This is a genomic window from Roseomonas sp. FDAARGOS_362 (genome assembly GCF_002754815.1).
Lineage (GTDB): Bacteria > Pseudomonadota > Alphaproteobacteria > Acetobacterales > Acetobacteraceae > Roseomonas > Roseomonas mucosa.
In genome coordinates, this window is sequence record NZ_CP024588.1 from 3,970,561 (window position 1) to 3,989,742 (window position 19,182).

At 67.1% G+C, this 19,182-nt stretch carries 29 protein-coding genes; all 29 read left to right on the forward strand.

All coding sequences use genetic code 11. From position 1 onward, the window contains the following. Positions 1-37 precede the first annotated feature (37 nt). Positions 38-4,249, forward strand: a complete 4,212-nt coding sequence (gene rpoC, locus CTJ15_RS22615) for a DNA-directed RNA polymerase subunit beta' (protein WP_019462397.1) — start codon at positions 38-40, stop codon at positions 4,247-4,249. Between the two features lie 305 nt (positions 4,250-4,554). Beyond that, positions 4,555-4,926, forward strand: a complete 372-nt coding sequence (gene rpsL, locus CTJ15_RS22620; RefSeq protein WP_019462398.1) for a 30S ribosomal protein S12 — start codon at positions 4,555-4,557, stop codon at positions 4,924-4,926. Between the two features lie 11 nt (positions 4,927-4,937). After that, a complete protein-coding gene (gene rpsG / locus CTJ15_RS22625) occupies positions 4,938-5,414 on the forward strand; it encodes a 30S ribosomal protein S7 (RefSeq protein ID WP_019462399.1) in 477 nt (158 codons plus the stop codon). 30 nt (positions 5,415-5,444) lie between these two features. Beyond that, positions 5,445-6,632: an elongation factor Tu gene (gene tuf / locus CTJ15_RS22630; RefSeq protein WP_019463282.1), complete on the forward strand. Its 1,188-nt coding sequence runs from the start codon at positions 5,445-5,447 to the stop codon at positions 6,630-6,632. A gap of 6 nt (positions 6,633-6,638) precedes the next feature. Next, positions 6,639-6,950 carry a 30S ribosomal protein S10 gene (gene rpsJ, locus CTJ15_RS22635; RefSeq protein ID WP_019459503.1) on the forward strand — a complete coding sequence of 104 codons (312 nt, stop codon included), beginning with the start codon at positions 6,639-6,641 and terminating at the stop codon, positions 6,948-6,950. Positions 6,951-6,969: 19 nt separating this feature from the next. Then, entirely contained in the window at positions 6,970-7,647 is a 678-nt protein-coding gene (gene rplC / locus CTJ15_RS22640; RefSeq protein WP_019459502.1) for a 50S ribosomal protein L3, read from the forward strand. A 15-nt stretch (positions 7,648-7,662) separates the two neighbouring features. Then, positions 7,663-8,277 (forward strand): 50S ribosomal protein L4, encoded by a 615-nt coding sequence (gene rplD / locus CTJ15_RS22645; RefSeq protein WP_019459501.1) that lies wholly within the window; start codon positions 7,663-7,665, stop codon positions 8,275-8,277. A gap of 47 nt (positions 8,278-8,324) precedes the next feature. Then, positions 8,325-8,606 (forward strand): 50S ribosomal protein L23, encoded by a 282-nt coding sequence (locus CTJ15_RS22650; RefSeq protein ID WP_037225247.1) that lies wholly within the window; start codon positions 8,325-8,327, stop codon positions 8,604-8,606. Between the two features lie 3 nt (positions 8,607-8,609). Then, on the forward strand, positions 8,610-9,446 hold the full coding sequence (gene rplB / locus CTJ15_RS22655; RefSeq protein ID WP_026032926.1) for a 50S ribosomal protein L2: 837 nt from the start codon (positions 8,610-8,612) through the stop codon (positions 9,444-9,446). A 4-nt stretch (positions 9,447-9,450) separates the two neighbouring features. Further along, positions 9,451-9,729, forward strand: a complete 279-nt coding sequence (gene rpsS, locus CTJ15_RS22660; RefSeq protein WP_019459498.1) for a 30S ribosomal protein S19 — start codon at positions 9,451-9,453, stop codon at positions 9,727-9,729. Between the two features lies 1 nt (position 9,730). Then, on the forward strand, positions 9,731-10,129 hold the full coding sequence (gene rplV / locus CTJ15_RS22665) for a 50S ribosomal protein L22 (RefSeq protein WP_019459497.1): 399 nt from the start codon (positions 9,731-9,733) through the stop codon (positions 10,127-10,129). A gap of 1 nt (position 10,130) precedes the next feature. Next, the gene (gene rpsC / locus CTJ15_RS22670) at positions 10,131-10,808 is read left to right on the forward strand and encodes a 30S ribosomal protein S3 (protein WP_019459496.1); all 678 of its coding nucleotides are present in this window, start codon (positions 10,131-10,133) and stop codon (positions 10,806-10,808) included. A gap of 13 nt (positions 10,809-10,821) precedes the next feature. Next, a complete protein-coding gene (gene rplP, locus CTJ15_RS22675) occupies positions 10,822-11,241 on the forward strand; it encodes a 50S ribosomal protein L16 (protein WP_019459495.1) in 420 nt (139 codons plus the stop codon). A 4-nt stretch (positions 11,242-11,245) separates the two neighbouring features. After that, positions 11,246-11,452 carry a 50S ribosomal protein L29 gene (gene rpmC / locus CTJ15_RS22680; RefSeq protein ID WP_019459494.1) on the forward strand — a complete coding sequence of 69 codons (207 nt, stop codon included), beginning with the start codon at positions 11,246-11,248 and terminating at the stop codon, positions 11,450-11,452. A gap of 16 nt (positions 11,453-11,468) precedes the next feature. Then, positions 11,469-11,765, forward strand: coding sequence for a 30S ribosomal protein S17 (gene rpsQ / locus CTJ15_RS22685; RefSeq protein ID WP_019459493.1), 297 nt, complete (start codon positions 11,469-11,471; stop codon positions 11,763-11,765). Beyond that, positions 11,762-12,130 (forward strand): 50S ribosomal protein L14, encoded by a 369-nt coding sequence (gene rplN, locus CTJ15_RS22690; RefSeq protein WP_019459492.1) that lies wholly within the window; start codon positions 11,762-11,764, stop codon positions 12,128-12,130. The genes rpsQ and rplN overlap by 4 nt, the downstream gene beginning before the upstream one ends. Next, positions 12,130-12,447, forward strand: coding sequence for a 50S ribosomal protein L24 (gene rplX / locus CTJ15_RS22695; RefSeq protein WP_027281257.1), 318 nt, complete (start codon positions 12,130-12,132; stop codon positions 12,445-12,447). The genes rplN and rplX overlap by 1 nt, the downstream gene beginning before the upstream one ends. After that, a complete protein-coding gene (gene rplE / locus CTJ15_RS22700) occupies positions 12,444-13,007 on the forward strand; it encodes a 50S ribosomal protein L5 (RefSeq protein ID WP_019459490.1) in 564 nt (187 codons plus the stop codon). Before rplX ends, rplE begins: the two co-directional genes overlap by 4 nt. A 79-nt stretch (positions 13,008-13,086) precedes the next feature. Further along, positions 13,087-13,392 carry a 30S ribosomal protein S14 gene (gene rpsN, locus CTJ15_RS22705; RefSeq protein ID WP_099782045.1) on the forward strand — a complete coding sequence of 102 codons (306 nt, stop codon included), beginning with the start codon at positions 13,087-13,089 and terminating at the stop codon, positions 13,390-13,392. 12 nt (positions 13,393-13,404) lie between these two features. Beyond that, a complete protein-coding gene (rpsH, locus tag CTJ15_RS22710) occupies positions 13,405-13,803 on the forward strand; it encodes a 30S ribosomal protein S8 (RefSeq protein ID WP_027281260.1) in 399 nt (132 codons plus the stop codon). 13 nt (positions 13,804-13,816) lie between these two features. Continuing rightward, a complete protein-coding gene (rplF, locus tag CTJ15_RS22715; RefSeq protein WP_019459487.1) occupies positions 13,817-14,353 on the forward strand; it encodes a 50S ribosomal protein L6 in 537 nt (178 codons plus the stop codon). Next, entirely contained in the window at positions 14,353-14,706 is a 354-nt protein-coding gene (gene rplR / locus CTJ15_RS22720; RefSeq protein ID WP_019459486.1) for a 50S ribosomal protein L18, read from the forward strand. Before rplF ends, rplR begins: the two co-directional genes overlap by 1 nt. A gap of 14 nt (positions 14,707-14,720) precedes the next feature. Further along, complete coding sequence (gene rpsE, locus CTJ15_RS22725; RefSeq protein WP_019459485.1) at positions 14,721-15,362, forward strand: 30S ribosomal protein S5; 642 nt, start codon at positions 14,721-14,723, stop codon at positions 15,360-15,362. Beyond that, positions 15,355-15,546 carry a 50S ribosomal protein L30 gene (gene rpmD / locus CTJ15_RS22730; RefSeq protein ID WP_019459484.1) on the forward strand — a complete coding sequence of 64 codons (192 nt, stop codon included), beginning with the start codon at positions 15,355-15,357 and terminating at the stop codon, positions 15,544-15,546. The genes rpsE and rpmD overlap by 8 nt, the downstream gene beginning before the upstream one ends. A gap of 5 nt (positions 15,547-15,551) precedes the next feature. Then, complete coding sequence (gene rplO, locus CTJ15_RS22735; RefSeq protein ID WP_027281264.1) at positions 15,552-16,046, forward strand: 50S ribosomal protein L15; 495 nt, start codon at positions 15,552-15,554, stop codon at positions 16,044-16,046. 94 nt (positions 16,047-16,140) lie between these two features. Continuing rightward, entirely contained in the window at positions 16,141-17,547 is a 1,407-nt protein-coding gene (secY, locus tag CTJ15_RS22740) for a preprotein translocase subunit SecY (RefSeq protein WP_075821878.1), read from the forward strand. Next, positions 17,544-18,194 (forward strand): adenylate kinase, encoded by a 651-nt coding sequence (locus CTJ15_RS22745; RefSeq protein ID WP_075821879.1) that lies wholly within the window; start codon positions 17,544-17,546, stop codon positions 18,192-18,194. Before secY ends, CTJ15_RS22745 begins: the two co-directional genes overlap by 4 nt. A gap of 184 nt (positions 18,195-18,378) precedes the next feature. Beyond that, positions 18,379-18,756, forward strand: coding sequence for a 30S ribosomal protein S13 (rpsM, locus tag CTJ15_RS22750; protein WP_075821880.1), 378 nt, complete (start codon positions 18,379-18,381; stop codon positions 18,754-18,756). 1 nt (position 18,757) lies between these two features. Further along, positions 18,758-19,156, forward strand: a complete 399-nt coding sequence (rpsK, locus tag CTJ15_RS22755; RefSeq protein ID WP_019459479.1) for a 30S ribosomal protein S11 — start codon at positions 18,758-18,760, stop codon at positions 19,154-19,156. Positions 19,157-19,182 lie beyond the last annotated feature (26 nt).

Here is a 19,182-nt window from a genome sequence, read left to right on the forward strand (position 1 = left end):
GCCCCCACCGCCGCAGGCTGGACGAGAAGGAAGGCCCATGAACGAGCTGATGAAGATCCTTGGCCAGACCGGCCAGGCTGTGAGCTTCGACCAGATCAAGATCACCATCGCGTCGCCGGAGCAGATCCGCTCCTGGTCCTATGGCGAGATCAAGAAGCCCGAGACGATCAACTACCGTACCTTCAAGCCCGAGCGGGACGGGCTGTTCTGCGCGCGCATCTTCGGTCCGATCAAGGACTACGAGTGCCTGTGCGGCAAGTACAAGCGGATGAAGTTCCGCGGCATCATCTGCGAGAAGTGCGGCGTCGAGGTGACGCTGGCCAAGGTGCGCCGCGAGCGCATGGGCCATATCGAGCTGGCCTCGCCGGTCGCGCATATCTGGTTCATGAAGTCGCTGCCCTCGCGCGTCGGCCTGATGGTCGACATGTCGCTGAAGGAGCTGGAGAAGGTCCTCTACTTCGAGTCCTATGTGGTGCTGGAGCCGGGTCTGACCGACCTCAAGCTGCACCAGCTCCTCACCGAGGACCAGTACCAGAACAAGATGGACGAGTTCGGCGAGGACGCCTTCTCCGTCGGCATCGGGGCCGAGGCGGTCAAGCAGATGCTGACCGGCATCGACCTGGGCAAGGAGAGCGCGACGCTGCGCGCCGAGCTGAAGGAGACCTCCTCCGAGGCCAAGCGCAAGAAGTACGTCAAGCGGCTGAAGCTGATCGAGAGCTTCGCCGAGGGCGGCGCGCGGCCGGAGTGGATGATCCTGGACGTGGTGCCGGTGATCCCGCCCGAGCTGCGCCCGCTGGTGCCGCTGGACGGTGGCCGCTTCGCCACCTCCGACCTGAATGACCTGTACCGCCGCGTCATCAACCGCAACAACCGCCTGAAGCGGCTGATCGAGCTGCGCGCCCCCGACATCATCGTGCGCAACGAGAAGCGCATGCTGCAGGAGGCGGTGGACGCGCTGTTCGACAACGGCCGGCGCGGGCGGGCGATCACGGGCGCCAACAAGCGGCCGTTGAAGTCGCTCTCCGACATGCTGAAGGGCAAGCAGGGCCGGTTCCGGCAGAACCTGCTGGGCAAGCGCGTCGACTATTCCGGCCGTTCGGTGATCGTGGTGGGTCCCGAGCTGAAGCTGCACCAGTGCGGCCTGCCGAAGAAGATGGCGCTGGAGCTGTTCAAGCCCTTCATCTACTCGAAGCTCGAGAAGTACGGCCACGCCACCACCATCAAGGCCGCCAAGCGGATGGTGGAGAAGGAGCGTCCCGAGGTGTGGGACATCCTGGAGGAGGTGATCCGCGAGCATCCGGTGATGCTGAACCGGGCGCCGACGCTGCACCGCCTGGGCATCCAGGCCTTCGAGCCGACGCTGGTCGAGGGCAAGGCGATCCAGCTGCACCCGCTGGTCTGCACCGCCTTCAACGCCGACTTCGACGGCGACCAGATGGCCGTGCACGTGCCGCTGAGCCTGGAGGCCCAGCTGGAAGCGCGCGTGCTGATGATGTCCACCAACAACATCCTCAGCCCCGCCAACGGCAAGCCGATCATCGTGCCGTCGCAGGACATCGTGCTCGGCATCTACTACCTGAGCCTGGAAACGCCGGAGTTCCGTGCCTCGGCCGACAAGGCCGAGTATGACGCGGATGGGCGGCTGGCGAAGGCCGGCCCGCCGGTCTTCGCCGACCTGGGCGAGCTGGAGCAGGCCCTGGCGGCCGGCAGCATCACGCTGCACACCAAGATCCTGGCGCGGCGCAAGACGATGCGCCCGGACGGGTCGGTGGTGAAGGAGCGGGTGGTGACCACGCCGGGCCGGATGATGATCGGCGCGCTGCTGCCGCTGCATCCCAGCCTGCCCTATGCGCTGGTGAACCGTCAGCTGACGAAGAAGAACGTCTCCGACGTGATCGACGCGGTGTACCGCCATTGCGGCCAGAAGGAGAGCGTGATCTTCGCCGACCGGCTGATGGGCCTGGGCTTCCGCAACGCGGCCAAGGCGGGCATCTCCTTCGGCAAGGACGACATGGTCATCCCCGACAGCAAGGGGGAGATGATCGACCGCACCAAGGCCGAGGTGAAGGAGTTCGAGCAGCAGTATCTCGACGGCCTGATCACCGCGGGCGAGCGCTACAACAAGGTGGTCGATGCCTGGTCGCGTGCCACCGAGGAGGTGGCGGGCGCCATGATGAAGGAGATCTCCAAGCAGGAGGTCGGCACGCCGACCAACTCGGTCTGGATGATGTCGCATTCCGGTGCCCGCGGTTCGCCGGCCCAGATGCGCCAGCTCGCCGGCATGCGCGGCCTGATGGCCAAGCCCTCGGGCGAGATCATCGAGCAGCCGATCATCGCGAACTTCAAGGAAGGCCTGTCGGTGCTGGAGTACTTCAACTCCACGCACGGCGCCCGCAAGGGCCTGGCCGACACCGCGCTGAAGACCGCGAACTCCGGCTACCTGACCCGCCGCCTGGTGGACGTGGCGCAGGACTGCATCATCGTGGACATCGATTGCGGGACCGAGCGCGGCATTACCGTGCGGGCCGTGATGGATGGCGGCGAGGTCGTCTCCTCGCTGTCCGAGCGGATCCTGGGCCGGACGGTGCAGCGCGAGATCGTGCATCCGGATACGGGCGAGGTTCTGGCCGAGCGGAACACGCTGGTCGAGGAGGCGCTCGCCGACCGGATCGAGAAGGCCGGGGTGGAGGAGGTCTATATCCGCTCCGTCCTGACCTGCGACAGCCGTTCGGGCGTCTGCGGCCACTGCTATGGCCGTGACCTGGCGCGCGGCACGCCGGTGAACGTGGGCGAGGCGGTCGGTGTGATCGCGGCCCAGTCGATCGGCGAGCCGGGCACGCAGCTGACCATGCGTACCTTCCACATCGGCGGCGCCGCCCAGCGCGGGGCGGAGCAGTCGGCGGTGGAGGCCACGACCGACGCCACGGTGCGGATCACCAACCTCTCGGTGGTGGAGAACAGCCAGGGCGCGCCGGTGGTGATGAGCCGCAACTGCGAGATCGTGCTCACGGACGGCCAGAACCGCGAGCGGGCGCGCTTCCGCGTGCCCTATGGCTCGCGCATCCTGGTGGCGGAGGGGGCGCAGGTCCAGCGCGGCCAGAAGCTGGCCGAGTGGGACCCCTTCACCCTGCCGATCATCACGGAGCGGGCCGGTTTCGTGGAATATGCCGACCTGATCGAGGGCATCACCCTGGTCGAGCGGCAGGACGAGGTGACCGGCCTCTCCTCCAAGGTGGTGGTGGACTACAAGGCCTCCTCCAAGGCCGACCTGCGCCCCCGCCTGATCCTGAAGGACGAGAAGGGCGGCGTGGTGAAGCTGCCGAACGGGGCCGAGGCGCGCTACTTCCTTTCGCCCGACACGATCCTGTCGGTGGACAATGGCGCGACGGTGCATGCCGGCGACGTCATCGCCCGCCTGCCGCGTGAATCCTCGAAGACCCGCGACATCACGGGCGGCCTGCCGCGCGTGGCGGAGCTGTTCGAGGCCCGCCGGCCGAAGGATGCCGCGATCATCAGCGACATCGACGGCCGGGTGGAATTCGGCAAGGATTACAAGGCGAAGCGCCGGATCATCGTGAAGCAGGACGTCCCCGACGGGGAGGCTCCGATCGAGCGCGAGTACCTGGTGCCGAAGGGCAAGCACGTCTCGGTGCAGGAGGGCGATTACGTCAAGGCCGGCGACCCGCTGGTGGACGGCCCCCGCGTGCCGCACGACATCCTGCGGGTGCTGGGTGTCGAGGCGCTGGCCAACTACCTCGTGAACGAGATCCAGGACGTCTATCGTCTCCAGGGCGTGAAGATCAACGACAAGCACATCGAGGTGATCGTTCGCCAGATGCTGCAGAAGGTCGAGATCCTGGAGCCGGGCGACACCACCTACCTGATCGGGGAGCAGGTGGACCGGATCGAGTTCGATATCGAGAACGAGCATCGCCTGCGGGCGAAGGAGCGGCCGGCCCGGGCGGAGCCGGTGCTGCAGGGCATCACCAAGGCGAGCCTGCAGACCAACTCCTTCATCTCCGCGGCCTCCTTCCAGGAGACCACCCGGGTGCTGACCGAGGCGGCGGTGGCCGGCAAGGTCGATACCCTGGCGGGCCTGAAGGAGAACGTGATCGTCGGCCGGCTGATCCCGGCGGGCACGGGCTCGGTGATGAACCGGCTGCGGGCGCTGGCCGCGCAGCGGGACAAGGGGCGCCTGCCGGCCTCGACTCCGGCTCTGACGGGCGGGAGCCAGGAAGCGGCCGAGTAGGGCCCGGGCAACCGCGTTCCATGCATGGCAGGGCCGGGACCTTCGGGTCCCGGCCCTGTCTGTTTCGGGGCGTTCTTGCTTGACTCTGGAGGGGGGGAGGGGTAGGTCTCCGCCCCTCGACGGGGCTCACGGGCCTCGAAGGTTTTGTTCTTGGACGACAGCTCTGCGCCGCCGAGGCTGCCCTGTGCTGGGGGCGAAGTTCGGGGGTGGGATGGTGGCCCGAGGGGTGCGAAGGATCGCGCTCTGTCGGGCCCGCTCGCATGGCGGGGCTGGCGGCTACTGGGACGGGTTCACGAAGGGGCGTCATGCCGACGATCAACCAGCTCATCGCCCAGGGGCGCGAGCCGAAGCCGAGCCGCAACAAGGTTCCTGCGCTGCAGGGCTGCCCGCAGAAGCGGGGTGTTTGCACTCGCGTCTACACCACCACGCCGAAGAAGCCGAACTCCGCGCTCCGTAAGGTGGCGAAGGTTCGCCTGACCAACGGCTACGAGGTGGTGAGCTACATCCCCGGCGAGGGGCACAACCTGCAGGAGCACTCCGTGGTCCTGATCCGTGGCGGCCGCGTGAAGGATCTTCCGGGCGTGCGCTACCACATCCTGCGCGGCGTGCTCGACACGCAGGGCATCGCGAAGCGTCGTCAGCGGCGTTCGCTCTACGGCGCGAAGCGTCCGAAGTAAGGGGCTGAGAGATGTCTCGTCGTCACAGCGCAGAAAAGCGCGAAGTCCTGCCGGACCCGAAGTTCGGCGACATCGTCCTCAGCCGTTTCATGAACGTGCTGATGTATGATGGCAAGAAGAGCACCGCCGAGGGCATCGTCTATGCGGCGATGGACACGCTGAAGCGCCGCGCCGGCGCCAATGCGGATCCCCTGCGCGTGTTCCATGAGGCGATGGATAACGTGAAGCCGGCCGTCGAGGTGCGTTCGCGCCGCGTCGGTGGTGCCACGTACCAGGTGCCGGTGGAGGTTCGTCCGGAGCGCCGTCAGGCCCTGGCGATCCGCTGGCTGATCGAGTCCGCGCGCAAGCGCGGCGAGAGCACGATGGAGGAGCGCCTCTCCGGCGAGCTGATGGACGCGGCCAACAACCGCGGCGCCGCCGTGAAGAAGCGTGAGGACACCCACCGGATGGCCGAAGCCAACAAGGCTTTCAGCCACTACCGCTGGTAACAGACACCCGATCTTTAGAGAGACACGACCATGGCGAAGGCGAAGTTCGAGCGGAACAAGCCGCACTGCAACATCGGCACGATCGGGCACGTTGACCACGGCAAGACGTCGCTGACGGCGGCGATCACGAAGGTGCTGGCGAAGTCTGGTGGGGCGTCGTTCACGGCGTACGACCAGATCGACAAGGCGCCGGAGGAGCGTGCGCGCGGGATCACGATCTCGACGGCGCATGTGGAGTACGAGACGGCGAACCGGCACTACGCGCACGTGGACTGCCCTGGCCACGCCGACTACGTGAAGAACATGATCACGGGTGCGGCGCAGATGGACGGCGCGATCCTGGTGGTGTCGGCGGCGGACGGTCCGATGCCGCAGACGCGCGAGCACATCCTGCTGGCGCGCCAGGTGGGCGTTCCGGCGCTGGTGGTGTTCCTGAACAAGATGGACCTGGCGGACCCCGACCTGGTGGAGCTGGTGGAGATGGAGGTGCGCGAGCTGCTGTCCTCCTACCAGTTCCCGGGCGACGACATTCCCATCGTGAAGGGCTCTGCGGTGGCGGCGCTGGAGGACAAGACGCCCGAGATCGGCGAGCAGGCGATCCTGCAGCTGATGGCGGAGGTGGACCGCTACATCCCGCAGCCGGAGCGTCCGAAGGACCTGCCGTTCCTGATGCCGATCGAGGACGTGTTCTCGATCTCGGGCCGCGGCACGGTGGTGACGGGGCGCGTGGAGCGTGGCATCGTGAAGGTGGGCGAGGAAGTCGAGATCGTGGGCCTGAAGGACACGGTCAAGACGACGGTGACGGGCGTGGAGATGTTCCGCAAGCTGCTGGACAGCGGCGAGGCGGGGGACAACATCGGCGCGCTGCTGCGCGGCACGAAGCGTGAGGACGTGGAGCGCGGGCAGGTGCTGGCCAAGCCGGGCTCGATCACGCCGCACACGCGCTTCAAGGCCGAGGCCTACATCCTGACCAAGGAAGAGGGCGGCCGGCACACGCCGTTCTTCACGAACTACCGTCCGCAGTTCTACTTCCGCACGACCGACGTGACGGGCGTGGTGAAGCTGCCGGAAGGCGTGGAGATGGTGATGCCGGGCGACAACGTGGCGATGGATGTCGAGCTGATCGCGCCGATCGCCATGGACCAGGGCCTGCGCTTCGCCATCCGCGAGGGCGGCCGCACCGTCGGCGCCGGCGTCGTCGCCTCCATCGAGAAGTGATGCATCGTGGCTGACGCGCAAAACATCCGCATCCGCCTCAAGGCGTTCGATCACCGCGTGCTGGATGGCAGCACGCGGGAGATCGTGAACACCGCGAAGCGGACCGGCGCGCGGGTGCGGGGACCGATCCCCCTGCCCACGCATATCGAGCGGTTCACCGTGAACCGTTCCCCGCACGTGGACAAGAAGTCGCGCGAGCAGTTCGAGATCCGGACTCATCGCCGCCTTCTGGACATTGTCGACCCCACCCCGCAGACCGTGGACGCGCTGATGAAGCTCGACCTCGCCTCGGGCGTGGACGTCGAGATCAAGATCTAAGGCCGGGAGGATAGCTGCCATGGCCGCCACTAACGGCCGTACCGGCCTGATCGCCAAGAAGCTGGGCATGACCCGGCTGTTCAACGAGGACGGTTCGACCGTCCCCGTGACCGTGCTGCATGTCGATGACGTGCGCGTGGTGTCGACCCGCACCGAGGAGAAGGACGGCTATGTCGCCCTTCAGATCGGTGCCGGGAAGGCGAAGGTGAAGAACGTCTCCAAGCCCAACAAGGGCCACTTCGCGAAGACCGGCGTGGAAGCGCCGGCCAAGCTGGTGGAGTTCCGTGTCGCTGCCGACGCGGTGCTGGAGCCGGGTGCTTCGCTGACGCCGTCGCACTTCGTCGCAGGTCAGCGCATCGACGTGACCGCGACCTCGAAGGGCAAGGGCTTCGCCGGTGCGATGAAGCGCTGGAACTTCCGTGGTCTCGAGGCGTCGCACGGCGTGTCGATCAGCCACCGCTCGCACGGTTCCACGGGCAACCGCCAGGATCCGGGCAAGACCTTCAAGAACAAGAAAATGGCCGGCCATCTCGGTGTCGAGCGCATCACCACCCAGAACCTGGTGGTGGCGGGTGTCGATGCGGAGAAGGGGCTGCTGCTGGTGAAGGGCTCCGTGCCCGGCGCCGCGGGGGCCTGGGTGATGGTTCGCGACGCCGTGAAGCGCGCGCGCCACGCCGACGCGCCCTATCCGGCGTAAAGGTAGACAGAAGCGATGCAAGTGAAGGTTATCACTCTCGATAACGGCCAAGCCGGCGAGATCGAACTGCCGGAGGAGCTCTTCGGAGCCACTCCGCGGTCCGACATCATGGCGCGCGTGGTGCACTGGCAGCTCGCGAAGCGACGTGCGGGTACCCACAAGGTGAAGGGCATGGGGGAGGTCTCCGGGACCACCAAGAAGCCCTATCGCCAGAAGGGGACCGGCAATGCCCGTCAGGGCTCGCTCCGTGCGCCGCAGTTCCGCACCGGTGGCGTCGTGCATGGTCCGGTCGTCCGCGACCACGGCTACAGCCTGAACAAGAAGGTCCGCCGCATGGGCCTGATCTCGGCGCTGAGCCAGAAGGCCCGTGACGGCAAGCTCGTCGTGATCGACGTGCCGGCCGAAGCGGCCAAGACCGCGCAGCTGGCCAAGCAGGTCAAGGCGCTGGGCTGGACGAGCGCGCTGGTGGTCGATGCGACCCCGGCCGAGGGCTTCGTGCGCGCCGCGCGCAACCTGCCCAAGGTCCAGGTCATGCCGACGGTCGGCGCCAACGTGTACGACATCCTCAACCACGACATCCTCGCGGTGACGCGGGCCGGGGTCGAGGCGCTGAAGGAGCGGCTGGCGTGAGCGAGACGCAGGAAAAGGCCAAGCGCCCGGTGATCGGGCGCGAGCGGATGTACCAGGTCGTGCTGGCGCCGCTGGTGACGGAGAAGGCGACCGCCCTGAACGAGCAGGGCCAGGTGACCTTCAAGGTGGCGCTCGAGGCGACGAAGCCCGAGATCAAGGCCGCTGTGGAGGGCCTGTTCGGTGTGACGGTGAAGGCCGTGAACACCGTGGTGGTCAAGGGCAAGACGAAGCGCTTCAAGGGTCGTCCCGGGGTGCGCTCGGACTGGAAGAAGGCGATGGTCAAGCTCGGCGAGGGCCAGTCCATCGACCTCACGACGGGGCTCGCGTAAGCCATGGCATTGAAGAACTTCAATCCGGTCACCCCGTCCCTGCGCGGGACGGTGCTGGTGGACCGGTCCGAGCTGTGGAAGGGCGCGCCCGTCAAGCAGCTCACCGAGGGCAAGAGCAAGTCGGGCGGCCGCAACAACCACGGCCGCACGACCGTTCGGTTCCGTGGTGGCGGGCACAAGCAGACCTATCGCTACGTGGACTTCAAGCGGAACACCAAGTTCGGCGTTCCCGCGACGGTCGAGCGGCTGGAGTATGATCCCAACCGCACCGCCTGGATCGCGCTGCTGAAGTACCAGGATGGCGAGCTGGCCTACATCATCGCGCCGCAGCGGCTGAAGGCCGGCGACACAGTGGTCTCCGACCAGCGCGCCGACATCAAGCCGGGCAATGCGATGCCGCTGTCGGCCATTCCGGTCGGCACGATCATCCACTGCATCGAGCTGAAGCCCGGCGCCGGTGCGAAGATGGCCCGTTCCGCGGGTTCCTACGCGCAGCTGGTCGGCAAGGATTCGGGCTATGCCCAGATCAAGCTGATGTCGGGCGAGCTGCGGCTGGTGCGCGCGGAGTGCATGGCCTCGATCGGTGCCGTGTCCAACCCGGACAACAGCAACCAGCAGATCGGCAAGGCCGGTCGCTCCCGCTGGCTTGGCCGCCGTCCGCACAACCGCGGCGTGGTCATGAACCCGGTCGATCACCCGCATGGCGGTGGCGAGGGCCGGACGTCCGGTGGCCGCCACCCAGTCACCCCGTGGGGCAAGCCGACGAAGGGCTACAAGACCCGCACCAACAAGCGGACGAACAATCTGATTGTTCGCCGGCGCAACGCGACGAAGGGCTGATTAGATGGCTCGCAGTGTTTGGAAGGGGCCGTTCGTCGACGGCTACCTGCTCAACAAGGCGGATGCGGCGCGTGCGTCGGGGCGGAACGAGATCATCAAGATCTGGAGCCGCCGCAGCACGATCCTTCCGCAGTTCGTCGGCCTGACCTTCGGGGTCTACAACGGGAAGAAGTTCATCCCGGTGCAGGTCAACGAGAACATGGTCGGCCACAAGTTCGGCGAGTTCTCGCCGACGCGGACCTTCACCGGCCACTCGGCCGACAAGAAGGCGAAGCGGGGCTGAGATGAGCAAGCCGAAGCATGATCGTAGCCTCGGGGAGACCGAGGCGAAGGCGACCACCCGGAACATCCGGGTCTCGCCGCGCAAGCTGAACCTGGCCGCCGGTCTGATCCGTGGCAGGAAGGCGCAGGACGCGGTGGCGATCCTGACCTTCTCCAAGTTCCGGATCACCGACACGGTCAAGAAGACGCTGGAAAGCGCGATCGCGAACGCGGAGAACAACCACCAGCTGGACGTGGACCGTCTGGTGGTGGCCCGCGCCGAGGTCGGCCGTGCCGTCGTCATGAAGCGCTTCCACGCCCGTGGCCGTGGCCGGTCGTCGCGCGTCGAGAAGTGGTTCAGCCACCTGACCATCGTGGTGGCGGAGCAGGCCGAGACCGCGTCGCAGCAGGAGGCCGCATAACATGGGTCACAAAGTCAACCCGATCGGGCTGCGGCTGGGCATCAACCGCACCTGGGATAGCCGCTGGTACGCCGATGCCGGCTATTCCAAGATGCTGCACGATGACCTGAAGCTGCGTACGAAGCTGAAGGAGCGCCTGAAGGGCGCCGGCGTGTCGCGCATCGTGATCGAGCGTCCGGCCAAGAAGCCGCGCGTGACGATCCATGCCGCCCGTCCGGGCGTGGTGATCGGCAAGAAGGGCGCCGACATCGAGGTGCTGCGCAAGGACCTGGCGAAGCTCGCCGGGGCCGAGGTCTCCCTGAACATCATGGAGATCCGCAAGCCCGAGATCGACGCGACCCTGGTCGCCGAGAGCATCGCCCAGCAGCTGGAGCGCCGCGTGGCCTTCCGGCGCGCCATGAAGCGCGCCGTGCAGTCCGCGATGCGCCTGGGTGCCGGCGGCATCCGCATCAACTGCGGTGGCCGCCTGGGCGGGGCCGAGATCGCGCGCATGGAGTGGTACCGCGAGGGCCGCGTGCCCCTGCATACCCTCCGCGCCGACATCGACTTCGGCACGGCGACGGCGAAGACCAACTATGGCACCTGCGGTGTCAAGGTGTGGATCTTCAAGGGTGAAATTCTGGCTCATGATCCGATGGCGCAGGACAAGCGCGCCGCGGAGCAGGCGCCTCAGCGCTGAGGCGGGATGAATCATGCTGCAACCGAAGCGCACGAAGTTCCGGAAGGCCCATAAGGGCCGCATCCATGGCCTGGCGAAGGGCGGGTTCACCCTGTCCTTCGGCGGCTTTGGCCTGAAGGCCCTGGAGCCGGAGCGAGTGACGGCCCGCCAGATCGAGGCGGCCCGTCGCGCCATCACCCGCGCCATGAAGCGTCAGGGTCGCGTCTGGATCCGGATCTTCCCGGATGTTCCGGTCTCGACCAAGCCTGCCGAGGTCCGCATGGGCTCCGGCAAGGGCGCGCCCGAGTATTGGGTGGCCCGCATCAAGCCGGGCCGCATCATGTTCGAGATCGACGGCGTCAGCCAGGAGACGGCCCGCGAGGCGCTGACCCTTGGCGCGGCGAAGCTGCCGATCAAGACGAAGTTCGTGGCGCGTCTGGGCGCCGAGGCGTAAAGACATGACCAAGATCGCAGATGTCCGGGCGAAGAGCCCGGACGAGCTGAAGGCGATGCTGCTCGATCTCCGGAAGGAGCAGTTTAACCTCCGCTTCCAACGTGCCACTGGACAACTGGAGGCGGTTTCGCGTATTCGCGCGGTGCGGCGCGACATCGCCCGCGTGAAGACCGTGCTGGGCCAGTCGGCCCAGGCGGACAAGAAGGCCTGACGAGGAGACCCCGGCGATGCCGAAGCGAGTCCTCACCGGGCGGGTCGTGAGCGACAAGGGCGACAAGACGGTTACCGTCCTCGTCGAACGTCGTGTCATGCATCCGCTCTACAAGAAGTTCATCAAGCGCTCGGGCCGCTATGCGGCGCACGACGACGCCAACCTGTGCAAGGAAGGCGATACCGTGCGGATCGAGGAGTGCCGCCCCATCAGCAAGCGCAAGAGCTGGCTGGTGGTCGCGCGCAACGGTGAGGACGTCGCCCGTCCCGCCGGCTTCGAGAGCGCCCCTGTCGCGGAGAATGCGGCGGCATGATCCAGGTTGAATCCAACCTCGACGTCGCCGACAACTCCGGCGCCCGGAAGGTCCAGTGCATCAAGGTGCTGGGCGGTTCCAAGCGCAAGACGGCTTCTGTCGGTGATATCATCGTGGTGTCCGTGAAGGACGCCATTCCCCGTGCCAAGGTGAAGAAGGGCGAGGTGCATCGCGCCGTCATCGTCCGCACGGCCTATCCCGTGCGGCGCGGCGATGGCTCGGCCATCCGCTTCGACAACAACGCGGCCGTCCTGATCAACAAGCAGGGCGAGCCGATCGGCACGCGTATCTTCGGTCCGGTGGTGCGCGAGCTGCGCGCCCGCCGCTACATGAAGATCATCTCCCTGGCTCCGGAGGTGCTGTAATGGCCGCGAAGATCCGCAAGGGTGACCGCGTCCAGGTGATCACCGGTTCCGACAAGGGCAAGCGCGGCGAGGTGCTGCGCGTGATCCCCGAGGATAACCGGGCGATCGTCCAGGGCGTGAACATGGTCAAGCGGCACCTGAAGCCGCAGGGCATGAACCAGCCGGGTGGCATCCAGGAGAAGGAGGCGACGATCCACCTCTCCAACCTGGCGCTGATCGATCCGAAGTCCGACAAGCCGACCCGCGTCGGCTTCAAGGACGTGGACGGCAAGAAGGTCCGGGTGGCCAAGGCCTCCGGCGAGGTGCTCGACGCATGAGCGACACTCAGAAGGAGCTGCCGCGCCTGCAGCGGCACTACAACGAAGTGGTGCGCAAGGCTCTGCAGGAGCAGTTCGGCTACCAGAACGTCATGGAGATGCCCAAGCTCTCCAAGATCGTCATCAACATGGGCGTGGGCGAAGCGGCCGGCGACAGCAAGAAGCTGGACGCGGCCGTGGCCGACCTGATGGCCATCGCTGGCCAGAAGCCGGTCAAGACCCGGGCCAAGAAGGCGATCGCGGGCTTCAAGATCCGCGAGGGGCAGGCGATTGGCTGCAAGGTCACGCTGCGCCGCGCGCGGATGTACGAGTTCCTGGACCGTCTGGTGACGATCGCGATGCCGCGCGTCCGCGATTTCCGCGGCCTGCCCGGCAACCGTGGCTTCGACGGCCGTGGCAATTTCGCCATGGGCCTGAAGGAGCAGATCATCTTCCCGGAAATCGCCTACGACAAGGTCGAGGCGGTGCGTGGCATGGACATCCAGTTCGTGACCACGGCAAAGACGGACAAGGAGGCCAAGGCCCTTCTCAAGGCCTTCGAGCTGCCTTTCGCCAATTAATCTCGGAAAACCGGCCCGGCCCGTTCCCTTCCCAGTTGGCAGGGGGCGGGTGGGGCCAGGTTCTGGAGGATAAGATCGCATGGCCAAGACTTCGGCTGTCGAGAAGAACAACCGGCGCGCCAAGCTCTCGGCGCTGCACGCGGAGAAGCGTGCGGCGCTGAAGGCTCTGGTGATGGACCGCGAGGCGCCCGTCGAGGAGCGTTTCGAGGCCACCCTGAAGCTCGCGCAGCTGCCGCGGAATGGCGCCAAGGTGCGCGGCCGCCTGCGCTGCGAGCTGACTGGCCGTCCCCGCGGGAATTACCGCAAGTTCAAGCTGAGCCGTAACGCGCTCCGTGACCTGGCCTCCTTCGGCCAGATTCCCGGGCTCGTGAAGGCCTCCTGGTAAGGCGGAGGATCGATGTCCCTGTCCGATCCGCTGGGTGATATGCTCACCCGTATCCGCAATGGTCAGCGCGCGCGGCAGAGCCGCATCGTGTCTCCCGCGTCGCGCCTGCGTGCCGACGTGCTGGATGTCCTGAAGCGCGAGGGCTATATCCGTGGCTACAGCTCCGAGGACGTGCGCCCTGGCGTGAAGATCCTCAACATCGAGCTGAAGTACTCGGAGGGCGAGCCGGTGATCAAGGAGATCAACCGGGTGTCCAAGCCGGGCCGCCGCGTCTACGCGAAGATCAAGGAGCTGCCGAAGGTCTATAACGGCTTCGGCGTTTCCATCCTTTCCACGCCTCGCGGCGTGATGAGCGACAATGAGGCCCGCGCTGCCAATGTTGGCGGCGAAGTCCTCTGCCGCGTGTTCTGAGGAGGCCGGCCCCATGTCACGCGTCGGCAAGTATCCCGTCACCGTCCCGAGCGGCGTCACCGTCGCCCTTCAGGACGGCGTCGTGGTGGCCAAGGGCAAGCTCGGCGAGCTGCGCCTGCCGGTCGTCACGGAAGCGGTGGATGTGAAGATCGAGGACGGCTCCGTCACCGTCTCGCCGAAGGGCGAGGACCGGCGGTCGCGCACGCTGTGGGGCACCACGCGTTCGCTGATCAACGGGATGGTGACGGGCGTTTCCACCGGCTTCTCCAAGTCCATGGAGATCACCGGCACGGGTTACCGTGCGGCGGTCCAGGGCAAGGAGCTGGTGCTGAACCTCGGCTACAGCCACGAGATCCGCTACGCGATCCCCGAGGGGATCAAGATCACGACCGAGCGCCCCACGGCGATCAAGGTCGAGGGTGCGGACAAGCAGCGGGTCGGCCAGGTGGCCGCCGAGATCCGCGCCTATCGTGGTCCCGAGCCCTACAAGGGCAAGGGCGTCCGCTACGACAACGAGGTCATCCTCCGGAAGGAGGGTAAGAAGAAGTAATGCGCAAGCTCGCACTCCAGACGCGGCGCCGCTCGCGGCTCCGCTTCCAGCTGCGGCAGAAGGCCGGCGGGCGTCCTCGCCTGTCGATCTACCGCTCCGGCCGGCACATCTATGCGCAGGTGATCGACGACAAGGTGGGCCGCACCCTGGCGGCTGCCTCGACGCTCGAGAAGGACCTGCGTGCCCGTACGGGGGCGGATGTCGACGCGGCGACCGCCATCGGCAAGCTGGTGGCCGAGCGTGCCATCGCGGCCGGTGTCTCGGCGGTGGTCTTCGACCGCGGCCCCTATCTCTACCATGGCAGGGTCAAGGCCCTGGCGGACGGCGCCCGCGAGGGCGGGCTGTCGTTCTGAGGAGCGTCTGACGCATGGCATATGCACCGAGGTCCGGTGGCGGTGGCGAGGGTGGTGACGGCGAGCGCCGTGGCCGCGGCCGCCGTCGCGACAACGACCGCAATCAGCAGCAGGCCCACAGCGAGGGTGATGAGCTCCGCGACAAGCTGGTGACCATCAATCGCGTCGCGAAGGTGGTGAAGGGTGGCCGTCGCTTCTCCTTCGCCGCGCTCGTGGTGGTGGGCGACCAGAAGGGGCGCGTGGGCTGGGGCGCCGGCAAGGCGCGCGAGGTTCCGGAGGCGATCCGCAAGGCGACCGAGCGCGCCAAGCGGACGATGATCCGCGTGCCGATGCGTGAGGGCCGCACCCTGCACCACGACATGATCGGCGAGTTCGGCGCGGGCCGCGTGATCCTGCGCGCGGCGCCGGCGGGCACCGGCATCATTGCCGGCGGCCCGATGCGCGCCGTGTTCGAGACGCTGGGCATGGGCGACGTGGTCGCCAAGTGCACCGGCACGACGAACCCGCACAACATGGTCAAGGCGACCTTCGCGGCGCTGGGGAAGGTGACCTCCCCGCGTGCCGTGGCGGCGCGGCGCGGCAAGAAGGTCTCCGACCTGATCGGCCCGCGCAAGGACGAGGCCGCTCCGGCGGCTCAGGAGGCTGGCGGTGTCTGAGACTGCCAAGAAGACCGTGAAGGTGACCCAGACCGGGTCGCCGATCGGCCGCAAGCCCGGGCAGCGCGAGACGCTGATCGGGCTGGGGCTGAACAAGATGCACCGGACCCGCGAGCTTGAGGACACCCCCGCCGTGCGCGGGATGATCCGCAAGGTCGCCCACCTCATCAAGGTGGAGGACTGATCATGGTGAAGCTCAACGAGCTGCGCGACAACGAGGGCGCCCGCCCGAAGTTCAAGCGCATCGGCCGCGGCATCGGTTCCGGCAAGGGCAAGACGGGTGGCCGCGGCGTGAAGGGCCAGAAGGCCCGCACCGGCGTGTCGCTGAACGGGTTCGAGGGCGGTCAGCTCCCGATCTACCGGCGCCTGCCGAAGCGGGGCTTCGTGAATCTCTTCCGCGTCGAGTACGCGCCGCTGAACATCGGCCTGCTCGACAAGGCGATCGAGGAAGGCCGCCTGCCGGCCGACCAGGCGCTGGACGAGACGATGCTGAAGGCGGCTGGCGTGGTGCGGGTCAGCGGCAAGCGTGCCGGTGTCCGCCTGCTCGCCAAGGGTGAGATCAAGCGTGCGGTGAACATCACCGTCACCGGTGCCTCGCAGGCCGCCATCGCGGCGGTCGAGGCGGCGGGCGGCAAGGTGACGGTCACCGCGCCGAAGGCTTCGGAAGAAGCTCCGGCCGCTTGATTTGCGCCTCCCTGGGGGGCTACCTGACAGCTGATGTCTTCGCTGCGGCGCGCGGGGGACCTCCCCGGGCGCCGCAGTTGTATGGAGGGTACGCATGGCGTTCGCCGCCGAGCAGCTCGCGGCCAATCTCAACCTCGGGGTGCTGTCGCGCGCTACCGAGCTGAAGAAGCGGCTCTGGTTCACACTAGGGGCACTGATCGTCTATCGCCTCGGCACCTATATCCCCGTCCCTGGCGTGGATGCCTCGGTGATGGCGGATATCCTGCGCCAGCATGGCGGCGGCGTCCTGGGCATGTTCGACATGTTCACGGGCGGCGCGCTGGGGCGCATGACGGTCTTCGCGCTGAACATCATGCCCTATATCTCCGCCTCCATCATCGTGCAGCTGATGACGGCGGCGATCCCGTCCTGGGAGGCCCTCAAGAAGGAGGGCGAGAGCGGACGGAAGAAGCTCAACCAGTACACGCGCTATCTGACGGTGCTGATCGCGATCTTCCAGGCTTATGGCATCGCCGTCGGGCTGGAGGGGATGCAGGGCGCCATGGGAGCCTCGCCGGTCTATGCCGGGGGCACCTTCTTCCGGCTTTCCGCAGTGATCACCCTGGTGGGCGGCACGATGTTCCTGATGTGGCTGGGTGAGCAGATCACCGCCCGGGGCATCGGCAACGGCATCAGCCTGATCATCTTCGCAGGCATCGTGGCAAACCTGCCGCATGCCTTCGTCTCGACCCTGGAGCTGGGCCGGACCGGGGCGCTCTCGACGCCCTTCATCATCTTCTTCCTGCTGGTCGCCCTGGCCGTGATCGCCTTCGTGGTGTTCATGGAGCGGGCGCAGCGCCGCATCCCGGTGCAGTATCCCAAGCGCCAGGTCGGCAACCGGATGTTCGGCGGCGACTCGACCCATCTGCCGCTGAAGCTGAACACGGCCGGCGTGATCCCGCCGATCTTCGCCTCCTCCCTGCTGCTGCTGCCGGCGACCTTCGCGGGCTTCGCGGGGGCCGGGCAGGGAGAGGACACCTGGCTGAGCCGGGCGGCGCAGTGGCTGGCGCATGGCCAGCCGCTCTACATGGGCCTGTATGTCGCGCTGATCATCTTCTTCGCCTTCTTCTACACCGCTGTGGTCTTCAACCCGCAGGAGACGGCGGAGAACCTGAAGAAGAACGGTGGCTTCGTGCCCGGTATCCGGCCGGGGCAGGCGACGGCGGACTATTTCGACCGGGTGCTGACGCGGCTGACCCTGGTGGGCGCGATCTACCTCTGCATCGTCTGCCTGATCCCGGAATTCCTGATCAGCCAGTACGGCGTGCCTTTCTACTTCGGCGGCACCTCCCTGCTGATCATCGTGTCCGTCACGATGGACACGGTGGCGCAGGTGCAGTCTCATCTCTTCGCGCACCAGTACCAGGGCCTGATCCGCAAGGCCCGGCTGGGGGCGCCGGGGGCTGGGGGAAGCCGGTCCCTGCCGAACGGTAACCGTCCGAGTGTTGGGAGACGTCGTTGAACCTGATCCTGCTGGGGCCTCCCGGGGCCGGAAAGGGAACCCAGGCCAAGCGCCTGGAGGAGAAGTTCGGGGTCGCGCAGATCTCGACGGGCGACATGCTCCGGGCGGAGGTCAAGTCTGGCTCCCAGATCGGGCGCGAGGCCAAGGCGATCATGGAGAGCGGCGGGCTGGTGCCCGACGCGATCATCACCGCCATGCTGGCCCTGCGGGTCGCCCGGCCGGACTGCACCAAGGGCTTCATCCTGGACGGCTTCCCGCGCACGGTGCCTCAGGCGGAGGCGCTGGACGTGATGCTGAAGGAGAAGGGCTTGGCGCTCGATCACGTGATCGAGTTGAAGGTCGACCCGACGGCGCTGGTCGAGCGCATCGCCGGCCGCTTCACCTGCGCCGCCTGCGGCACCGGCTACCATGACACCTTCAAGCCGACGATCCAGGCCGGGGTCTGCGACGTCTGCGGCGGCACGGAGTTCGTCCGCCGGGCCGACGACAAGGCGGAGACCGTGGCGGCGCGCCTGGAGGCCTACCGGATGCAGACGGAGCCGCTGCTGCCCTACTACCAGGCGCAGGGGAAGCTGAAGTCGGTGGACGGCATGGCCGATATCGACGACGTGACCCGCGAACTGGGAGCCCTGTTGAGGCGGGCTTGACCTGAGGGACGGGGAGGTTTATCCCGCCCCTTCCTCGCGGCGGGCTCCCTCCCGCTGCGTGTTCCCATGCCATTTGCCGGTGCTTCGGCGGTTTCGCCGCCGGAGTCGGGCAATGATCACCTCGCCGGCCCAGGCTGCCCGCCGTCGCCGGCCCTATCGGAGCAGTTGCTCCAGGAGAGCGAACGTGGCGCGTATCGCCGGCGTGAACATCCCCGACAACAAGCGGGTGCAGATTTCCCTGCGCTATATCTATGGCATCGGCCCGAAGAACGCGGCCGAGATCTGCGAGAAGCTCGGTATCCCCGAGGAGCGCCGGGTCAACCAGCTCTCCGACGAGGAGGTCCTGAAGATCCGCGAGATGCTGGATCGCGACTACCGCGTGGAGGGTGACCTCCGCCGCGAAGTGGCGATGAACATCAAGCGGCTGATGGACATGGCCTGCTACCGTGGCCTGCGTCACCGCCGTGGCCTGCCGGTGCGCGGCCAGCGCACCCACACCAACGCCCGCACCCGCAAGGGCAAGGCCGTGGCGATCGCCGGCAAGAAGAAGGTGACGAAGTAAGATGGCGCGTCAGCCGCAGGCGGGCTCCCGTCCCCGCAAGAAGGAGCGCAAGAACATCGCCACGGGCGTGGCGCATGTGCTCGCGACCTTCAACAACACCATCGTGACGATCACCGACAGCCAGGGCAACGCCATTGCTTGGTCGTCCTCCGGGTCGCAGGGCTTCAAGGGCAGCCGGAAGTCCACCCCGTACGCCGCGCAGGTCGCGGCCGAGGATGCCGGCCGCAAGGCCCGCGAGCACGGCATGGAGACCCTGGAGATCATGGTCTCCGGTCCCGGTTCGGGCCGCGAGAGCGCGCTGCGCGCTCTGCAGGCCGTCGGCTTCTATGTCACCGCCATCAAGGACGTGACCCCGATCCCGCACAACGGTTGCCGTCCGCGCAAGCGTCGTCGCGTCTGATCGGGGAAACGTCGCAGGAGATACCC